This window comes from Leisingera sp. ABM4_103, assembly GCF_056158685.1.
This window is the reverse complement of sequence record NZ_JBSWTU010000011.1, coordinates 102,203-110,199: the sequence shown is the minus strand read 5'-3', so window position 1 is coordinate 110,199 and position 7,997 is coordinate 102,203. Positions and strand designations below refer to the sequence as shown.

Below are 7,997 nucleotides of genomic sequence, written 5' to 3'. Positions count from 1 at the left end.
GGGACGATGCGCCCAGCGGCGAGAACCTCGAATACGATCCAGCCTTCACCGAGATGGAGCTGGCTGCGCAGCCCGGGGAAGAATCCGTTGTGGGCAACGAGACCATCGAGGCCACGGATCCGGATTACCGAGAAGTTCAGAAGAAGGCGCTGGAGGTTTTGGAGCGCAGCCACGACCTGCGCGCGGCGGTGTTCCTTGGCGACGCGCTGCTGCATTCCGAGGGGCTGACCGGGTTTGCCGATGTGACAACCTACATGCGCGGCTGCCTGGAGGACTTCTGGGAGACCTGCCATCCGGAGCTGGATGAGGATGACGGCGACCCGACGATGCGGATCAACGCGGTGCAGGACCTTTGCGGCCAGCCGGACGGGATGGCGGGGGCGTCGCCGCTTTACCGGTCGCTGCGGCGGGCGCCGCTGAGTGAGAGCCGCGGCTTTGGCCGGTTCTCCCTGCGCGATATCGAGATTGCCGAAGGGGTGATGACCGCGCCTGCGGACATGGAGCATATCCCCGACACCGCCACCATCGGCGCTGCCTTTCAGGACAGCGATGAGGAGATCATCGCCGAGCGGCTGGCGGCGATCGAAACGTCAGAGGAGAACGTCCGGGCGATTTCGGCGGTGTTTGATGAGCAGACACCGGGGCAGGGGCCGGACCTGAGCGCGCTGATCAAACTGCTGCAGCAGACCGCCAAGCGCATCCGCGACTATGGCAATGTGAGTGCCGGGGACGGGGCCGCCGAAGACGGTGCTGCGGATGATGGTGCTGCGGACGAGGCCGGAGCGGCAGCCGCTCCGGCGGCGGCAGGCGGGCGCGCAGCGCCGGCAGCGCCGGGGGCGATCAACTCGCCCGCGGATGTGTCCAATGCGCTGGACCGGATCATCGGCTATTACCGGCGGGCGGAACCGTCGAGCCCGCTGCCGATCCTGCTGGAGCGGGCCAAGCGGCTGGTGGGGGCCGACTTCCTCACCATCATGAACGACATGGCGCCGCAGGGGGTGGACAACGTCAACCTCATTGGCGGCATCGAAGACGACGACGACTGACAGACACGGGAGCACGCTGCGGCCGGACCGGCGGCGGGGCCCGTGACAGCAAGACGAGTAAGGAGACCTAGATGGCCGGAAGTTCACAGAAATTCATTGCACGCAACCGGGCCCCGCGGGTCCAGATCGAATATGACGTGGAGCTGTATGGCGCCGAGAAGAAGGTGCAGCTGCCGTTTGTGATGGGCGTGATGAGCGACCTGGTGGGCAAATCCGAAGTGGAGCAGCCCGCGGTCGCAGACCGCAAGTTCCTGGAAATCGACGTGGACAACTTCGATGACCGGATGAAGTCGATGGCGCCGCGCGCCGCCTTCACCGTGCCCAACACGCTGACCGGCGAGGGCAACCTGGCGGTCGACATCACGTTTGAGAGCATGGACGATTTCAAGCCCGCCGCGATCGCCGCCAAGGTGGAGCCGCTGCGCGAGCTCTTGGAAGCGCGCACCCAGCTGTCGAACCTGATGACCTACATGGACGGCAAGACCGGCGCCGAGGATCTGATCTCCAAGATCATTCAGGATCCGAGCCTGCTGAAAACCCTGGCCGCGCAGCCGAAGCCCGGCGGCGACGCCGACAGCGAAGAATAATAGGGGAGGACAAAGATGGCTGAAGAAGAACTTCAGGCGGAAGCCGCTGCCGGTGAAGCCGCCTTTGGCTCTGCCGAATTCGCCAACCTGCTGCAGAAGGAATTCCGCCCCAAGTCGGACCAGGCCAAGACCGCTGTCGAAAGCGCGGTCAAGACCCTGGCCGAACAGGCGCTGGCAAATTCCGCGCTGATTTCGGATGACGCGCTGCGTTCGATCGAGAGCATCGTGGCGGAGATTGACAAGAAGCTGACCGAGCAGGTCAACCTGATCCTGCACAACGAGGAATTCCAGCAGCTGGAAAGCGCCTGGCGCGGGCTGCACTATCTGGTCAACAACACTGAAACGGATGAGCAGCTGAAGATCCGGGTGATGCCGATCACCAAGAAGGAAATGTCCAAGACCCTGAAGAAGTTCAAGGGGACGGCCTGGGATCAGTCGCCGCTGTTCAAGAAGATCTATACCGAGGAATTCAGCCAGCTGGGCGGCGAGCCCTATGGCTCTTTGGTGGTGGACTACCATTTCGACCATTCGCCGCCGGACATCGAGCTGCTGGGCGAGCTGTCCAAGATCGCCGCGGCCGCGCATGCGCCGCTGATCACCGGCGCCAAGCCGACGCTGTTCCAGATGGACAGCTGGGCGGAACTGTCGAACCCGCGCGATCTGACCAAGATCTTTCAGACCCCGGAATATGCCGCCTGGCGGTCTTTGCGCGACAGCGAAGATGCCAAGTATGTCGGCCTGGCGATGCCGCGGTTCCTGGGCCGTCTGCCCTATGGCTCCAAGACCGACCCGGTGGAGGAGTTTGCGTTTGAGGAAGACACCGCAGGCGCGACCAGCGACAAATACGGCTGGGTCAATGCGGCCTATGGCATGGCGGTGAACATCACCCGGTCGTTCAAGATGTACGGCTGGTGCTCGCGCATCCGCGGCGTCGAAAGCGGCGGCACGCTGGAGAACCTGCCCAGCCACACCTTCCCGACCACCGATGGCGGCGTCGATCAGAAATGCCCGACCGAGATTGCCATCGACGACCGGCGCGAGGCGGAACTGGCGAAGAACGGCATGATGCCGCTGATCCACCGCAAGAACACCGATGTGGCGACCTTCATGGGCGCGCAGTCGCTGCACAAGCCGGCCGAATATGACGATCCGGACGCGACCGCCAACGCCAACCTGGGCGCGCGGCTGCCGTATCTGTTCGCCACATGCCGGTTCGCGCACTATCTCAAGTGCATGGTGCGGGACAAAGTCGGCTCGTTCAAAAGCCGTCAGGACATGGAATCCTGGCTGCAGGACTGGATCAACAACTATGTTGACTTCAACGCGGATATCTCCTCGGAGAACGAGAAGGCGCGCAAGCCTCTGGCCGCAGCCGAAGTGGTTGTGGAAGAGGTCGAGGGCAACCCGGGGTATTACACCTCGAAATTCTTCCTGCGCCCGCATTACCAGCTTGAGGGGCTTTCCGTCTCGCTGCGGCTGGTATCGAAACTGCCCTCGGAAAAAGGAGGCTGATTTCCACTCCCCAGCCTCAAACCCATCATAGTGCAGTAGAGTTCTTAGTTTTTGAAAGGATAGAAAAATGGCTGCAAATATGTTCGTGCATATCTCGGATATCGACGGCGACGCGACCGAGGAACAGCACAAGAAATGGATCGTTGTCCAGTCCGCGAGCTGGAATGTTGAACGTGCCGTGGAAATGACCGACCTGGGGTCGACCCAGCGGATGCATGCGAACTCCAACTTCGGCAAGGTCGAACTGACGTCGCAGATGGGCAAGGCGTCCAACGATCTGGCGCTGTCGGTTGCCAACGGCACCGTGCGCCCGGAAATCACCATGCACTGGTGCCGGTCGGGTGACAGCGCCAGCCAGGGCCTGCTGGTCTATTCGATCTGGAAGTTCAAGGACGTGGTGGTGGACAGCTATTCCATCTCTGCCAGTGAAGACGGCATTCCGGAAGAGACCTGGTCGCTGGCCTATGCCTCGATCGAGCATGAGTACAAGTCGACCAACCAGAAAACCGGTAAACTCACCACTGAAGGCACCTTCAAGTGGAACGTGCAGACCGGCAAGGTCGAGTAAGACATTCGGCTGGCCCCGGGCGTGTTTGCGCCCGGGGTCCGTTTTTTCTGAAGCATTTGCAGCATCCAGTCCTAGTTGCGGAGTAGAGCCCCATGACACCCGAAGAGCATCTGAAGGCCGGTGATCCCAGGGCGGCGCTGGAGGCGCTGCAAGACAAGATCCGGGCGGACGCGAGCAATGCCAAGCTGCGGGTTTTCCTTTTTCAGCTGCTCTGTGTGCTGGGCGACTGGACCCGGGCGATTGCCCAGCTGAAGGCGGCGGCGGGTCTGGATGAAGGCGCCACGGTGATGGCGCAGGCCTACCGCGAGGCGATCATTTGCGAGGTTTACCGCGAGAAGGTTTTTGCCGGGGAGAAATCGCCGCTGATCCTGGGCGAGCCGGAGGAATGGCTGGCGCATCTGATCGAAGCGCAGAAACTGCTGGCGCAGGGCAATCCCAAGGAAGCCGCGGAGCTGCGCGCCAAGGCGTTTGAGGCCGCACCTGCCAGCCCGGGCGAAGCGAATGGCAAGCGGTTCGACTGGATTGCCGATGCCGACATGCGGCTGGGCCCGGTGCTGGAGACCATCGTCAACGGCAAATACTACTGGCTGCCGTTTACGCAGATCGTCTCGTTCGAGGCGGAGGAGCCGAGCGACCTGCGCGATGCAGTCTGGACCGCCGGCACTCTGACGCTGGCGGGCGGCGGCGCGGTGGCGGCGATGATCCCGACCCGCTACCCGGGGTCTGAAAAGGCCGACGGTCTGTCGATGCTGGCGCGAGCCACCGTGTGGGAGGACGCCGGCGAGGAAACCTATACCGGTCTGGGCCAGCGGCTGCTGACGATCGGGGAAGAGGACATTGCCATCATGGATGTGCGCACACTCCGGATGGATGGGCATGACGTAGAAAATGGCTGACAAGACACTGGCCGAGCGCCTGCAGCCCTCGCTGCTGGACCGGCTGACCGACAATGCACCTGGCGATCTGAAGGAAACCCGCGAGAGCCGGGTGATCGACCTTGTGCGGCTGCGGGAAATCATTCAGCGCGATCTGTCCTGGCTTTTGAATACCCAGAATGTGGAAAGCCATTTTGATGCGGAGAAATACCCGTCGGTGTCGGCCTCGGTGCTGAATTACGGGCTGGTGGAAGTGGCGGGTGAAGCCTCGACCACTGAGAAGGCGGAGGCGATCCGCCGGTCGATCAAGCAGGCGATTGCCACCTATGAGCCGCGGATCATCGACGGATCGGTCGATGTGCGGCTGCAGGACGGGACTGACGCCACCGAGATGACCGTCGGCCTGGAGATCCGCGCCGACATGTGGGCGCAGCCGATGCCGCTGGAGCTGTATCTGCGCAGCAAGGTCGATCTGACCACCGGTGAAGTGGAAATGGAAAGGGCGCTGTGAGATGGATACACGGCTGCTGACCCATTACGAGAACGAGTTGAACTACCTGCGCGACATGGGCGCGGAGTTTGCCGCCGCCTATCCCAAGATCGCCGCGCGGCTGGGGATGGAAGGGGTTGAGGTTCTTGATCCTTATGTGGAGCGGCTGCTGGAGGGCGCCGCCTTTCTGACCGCGCGTGTGCAGCTGGAGCTGGAGCTGCAGTATCCGAATTTCACCTCCAACCTCTTGGAGATCATTTATCCGCATTACCTGGCGCCGACGCCGTCGATGATGATCGCGGCGTTTGAGCCGGATGCGGCGAACTCGGCGGTGAAAAGCGGCTATGTGCTGCCGCGCGGCTCCACCCTCAGGTCACGGCTGACCGAAGGCGAGCAGACGCCCTGCGAGTTCCGCACCGCCGCCGATCTGACCATGTGGCCGATCGAGATCACCGAGGCGCAGTATATCGACGGGCGCGGCGAGCTGGTCGCGGCGGGTGTGGCCACCGGCTATGACGCGCGGGCGGGTATCCGGCTGCGCATCAAGCGGATCGACGGCGACCCGATCAGCAAATTGCAGATGGACAGGCTGTCGCTGTACCTGTCCGGTGCCGCGGGCAACAGCTGGCCGCTTTTGGAACTGCTGTGCACCCAGGTGCAGGGGATCGTCGCGCGCTCTACTGACCGGCGGGCCGATTGGCAGCTGCCGCTGCGTGGCGCCAAAGTGGTGCAGAAGGGGTTCAGCCCGGAGGAGGCGCTGCTGCCGCTGCCGCGCCGGGTCTATGACGGCTACCGGCTGCTGCAGGAATATTTCGCCATGCCGGAGCGGTTCCGCTTTGTCGAGCTGCAGGGGCTGCGGGCGGGGCTGGAGAAATCGGCGGGCAATGAGGTGGATCTTTATATCCTGTTGCGCGAGGGCATGTCCGAAGTTGCCCCGATCGTGGTGCCGGAGGTGTTCCAGCTGAACGCGGTGCCGGCCGTGAACCTGTTCGAGAAACGCTGCGACCGGGTGCGGATTGCGCCGATTGATACCGAGCATCACGTGATCCCGAACCGCACCGCAGGCCTGGATTTCGAGGTCTATGCGCTGCAAAGCGTGGTCGGGATCAGCGGCGAGGGCGAGGACGATGTTGTGTTCCGCCCGTTCTATTCCGCCAATGACTTCACTGCGGCAGGCGAAAGCCACCCGGCCTATTACACCGTCAAACGGCGGATGCGGCAGCGGTCGGAGAAGGAGCGTTTGCGCGGGGTGCGCAGCTCTTACCTGGGGTCGGAGGTGTTCCTGACGCTGGTCGACCGTGCGCAGGTGCCCTATTCGCCGGGGCTGGAGCAGCTGGCGGTGACCGCGCTGTGCACCAACCGCGACCTGCCGATGCTGCTGGCGACCGGCAGTGACGACGTCTTCCACCTGCCCGAAGGCGGCCCGGTCAAGAAGGTGACACTGCCGGTGTCGCCCACCCGTCCGCATCCGACGCTGGCGCAGGGGGATACTGCCTGGCGGCTGATCTCGCACCTCAGCCTCAACTACGTGTCGATTGCCGAAACAGGCAAGGGCCAGTCGGCGGAGGCGCTGCGCGAGCTGGTCGGGCTGTATGCGCCCCTGGGCGACCGGGTGACCGAGAAGCAGCTGGAGGGGATCCTGTCGGTCGGCGCGCGGCCCATCGTGCGGCGGATGAGCGATGAGATCCTGTCCACCGCGGTGCGCGGGCTGGAGATCACCCTGGGCTTTGACGAGAGTTTTTTCGAAGGCAGCAACATCTACGCGCTGGGGGCCGTGCTGGAGCGGTTCTTCCGCGGTTATGCCAGCATCAACTCATTCACGGAGACCGTCCTGAAAACTGAAAAACGCGGGGAAATTGCCAGATGGCGACCGGAAAAGGGCCTTGGCCGGATGATCTGAGCCTCTATGGCCGGCTGGCCATGGAGCCTGAGAAACACCACGTTTTTCAGGCCCTGAGGGTATTGGAGGCGCATTTCGAGGAGGCCCCCCGGCTTGGCGAAAGCCGCCGCCCGCGCGAGGACAAGCTGCGGCTGGGACAGGAGGCGGAGCTGGCCTTTCCGCCCTCGACCATTGCCGCGTTCAAGCCGGCTGAAGGGGACAAGCCCGCGGTGCTGACCAACCGCTTCTTCGGCCTGTTCGGGCCGCAAGGGCCGTTGCCGCTGCATCTGACCGAATACGCCCGCGACCGCAAACGCAACCACCGAGACCCGACGATGGTGGCCTTTGCCGATATGCTGACGCACCGGCTAATGAGCCTGCTCTATCGCGCTTGGACGCAAGGCTCGCCCGCCGTCAGCTTTGACCGGGCGGATGATCCGATGGCGCGCAAGGTGGCGTCGCTGATCGGCTATAATGGCTTCAAGTTCGCCCGCCGGGACGACATGCCCGACCTGGCCAAGCTGCATTTTGCCGGTCACCTGGCGCGCGGCGCGAAGAACCCGGAAGGGCTGGTGTCGATCCTGGCGGCGTTTTTCGAGGTGCCGGTTTCCTTGGAGGAATACATCGGCAGCTGGCTGGAGCTGGAGCCGGACGACCGCTGGGGGCTGGGCTATGGCGGGCTGGGGCAAAGCACCAGCATCGGCAACAAGGTGTGGAGCCGCACCGCCAAGTTCCGCATCCGCATCGGGCCGCTGACGCTGAAGGATTACGAGCGGCTGCTGCCGGGCGGGGAGGCGCTGAAACGGCTGCGCGCCATTGTGCGCTCTTATGCCGGCGATGTGCTGGACTGGGACGTGAACCTGGTGCTGGCGGGCGATGAAGTGCCGCGGGCGTCCCTGGGCGGAACCACCCGGCTGGGGCACACCAGCTGGATCCGTTCGCGCCCGGATCCGGATGCGGATCAGCCGGACGTGAATGATTTGTACCTGTACCCGGGATTTGGCGCCGGGGCTGAAGAGCGAGTAGAGGGAGGGATTTGA

Annotated in this window: 8 protein-coding genes; all 8 read left to right on the top strand. The window is 63.5% G+C overall.

Annotated elements, in window-relative coordinates:
- The coding region (gene tssA / locus ACXAED_RS25770) for a type VI secretion system protein TssA (protein ID WP_475054699.1) at positions 1 to 1,046 on the top strand (1,046 nt) is incomplete at its 5' end.
- Positions 1,047 to 1,117: 71 nt separating this feature from the next.
- Positions 1,118 to 1,633: a type VI secretion system contractile sheath small subunit gene (gene tssB, locus ACXAED_RS25765; protein WP_027260175.1), complete on the top strand. Its 516-nt coding sequence runs from the start codon at positions 1,118 to 1,120 to the stop codon at positions 1,631 to 1,633.
- Positions 1,634 to 1,648: 15 nt separating this feature from the next.
- Positions 1,649 to 3,145: a type VI secretion system contractile sheath large subunit gene (gene tssC, locus ACXAED_RS25760; protein WP_475054698.1), complete on the top strand. Its 1,497-nt coding sequence runs from the start codon at positions 1,649 to 1,651 to the stop codon at positions 3,143 to 3,145.
- Between the two features lie 67 nt (positions 3,146 to 3,212).
- Entirely contained in the window at positions 3,213 to 3,713 is a 501-nt protein-coding gene (locus ACXAED_RS25755; RefSeq protein ID WP_475054696.1) for an Hcp family type VI secretion system effector, read from the top strand.
- 92 nt (positions 3,714 to 3,805) lie between these two features.
- The gene (locus tag ACXAED_RS25750; RefSeq protein WP_475054695.1) at positions 3,806 to 4,609 is read left to right on the top strand and encodes a type VI secretion system accessory protein TagJ; all 804 of its coding nucleotides are present in this window, start codon (positions 3,806 to 3,808) and stop codon (positions 4,607 to 4,609) included.
- Positions 4,602 to 5,099 carry a type VI secretion system baseplate subunit TssE gene (gene tssE, locus ACXAED_RS25745; RefSeq protein WP_475054692.1) on the top strand — a complete coding sequence of 166 codons (498 nt, stop codon included), beginning with the start codon at positions 4,602 to 4,604 and terminating at the stop codon, positions 5,097 to 5,099. The genes ACXAED_RS25750 and tssE overlap by 8 nt, the downstream gene beginning before the upstream one ends.
- A gap of 1 nt (position 5,100) precedes the next feature.
- Positions 5,101 to 6,978 carry a type VI secretion system baseplate subunit TssF gene (gene tssF, locus ACXAED_RS25740; RefSeq protein WP_475054691.1) on the top strand — a complete coding sequence of 626 codons (1,878 nt, stop codon included), beginning with the start codon at positions 5,101 to 5,103 and terminating at the stop codon, positions 6,976 to 6,978.
- Positions 6,942 to 7,997: a type VI secretion system baseplate subunit TssG gene (tssG, locus tag ACXAED_RS25735; RefSeq protein ID WP_475054689.1), complete on the top strand. Its 1,056-nt coding sequence runs from the start codon at positions 6,942 to 6,944 to the stop codon at positions 7,995 to 7,997. Before tssF ends, tssG begins: the two co-directional genes overlap by 37 nt.

What these genes read in the sequence shown, in the direction of transcription:
- tssB (WP_027260175.1), top strand. Translation starts at nt 1,118, where the DNA reads ATGGCCGGAAGTTCACAGAAATTCATTGCACGCAACCGGGCCCCGCGG.
- tssC (WP_475054698.1), top strand. Translation starts at nt 1,649, where the DNA reads ATGGCTGAAGAAGAACTTCAGGCGGAAGCCGCTGCCGGTGAAGCCGCC.
- ACXAED_RS25755 (WP_475054696.1), top strand. Translation starts at nt 3,213, where the DNA reads ATGGCTGCAAATATGTTCGTGCATATCTCGGATATCGACGGCGACGCG.
- ACXAED_RS25750 (WP_475054695.1), top strand. Translation starts at nt 3,806, where the DNA reads ATGACACCCGAAGAGCATCTGAAGGCCGGTGATCCCAGGGCGGCGCTG.
- tssE (WP_475054692.1), top strand. Translation starts at nt 4,602, where the DNA reads ATGGCTGACAAGACACTGGCCGAGCGCCTGCAGCCCTCGCTGCTGGAC.
- tssF (WP_475054691.1), top strand. Translation starts at nt 5,101, where the DNA reads ATGGATACACGGCTGCTGACCCATTACGAGAACGAGTTGAACTACCTG.
- tssG (WP_475054689.1), top strand. Translation starts at nt 6,942, where the DNA reads ATGGCGACCGGAAAAGGGCCTTGGCCGGATGATCTGAGCCTCTATGGC.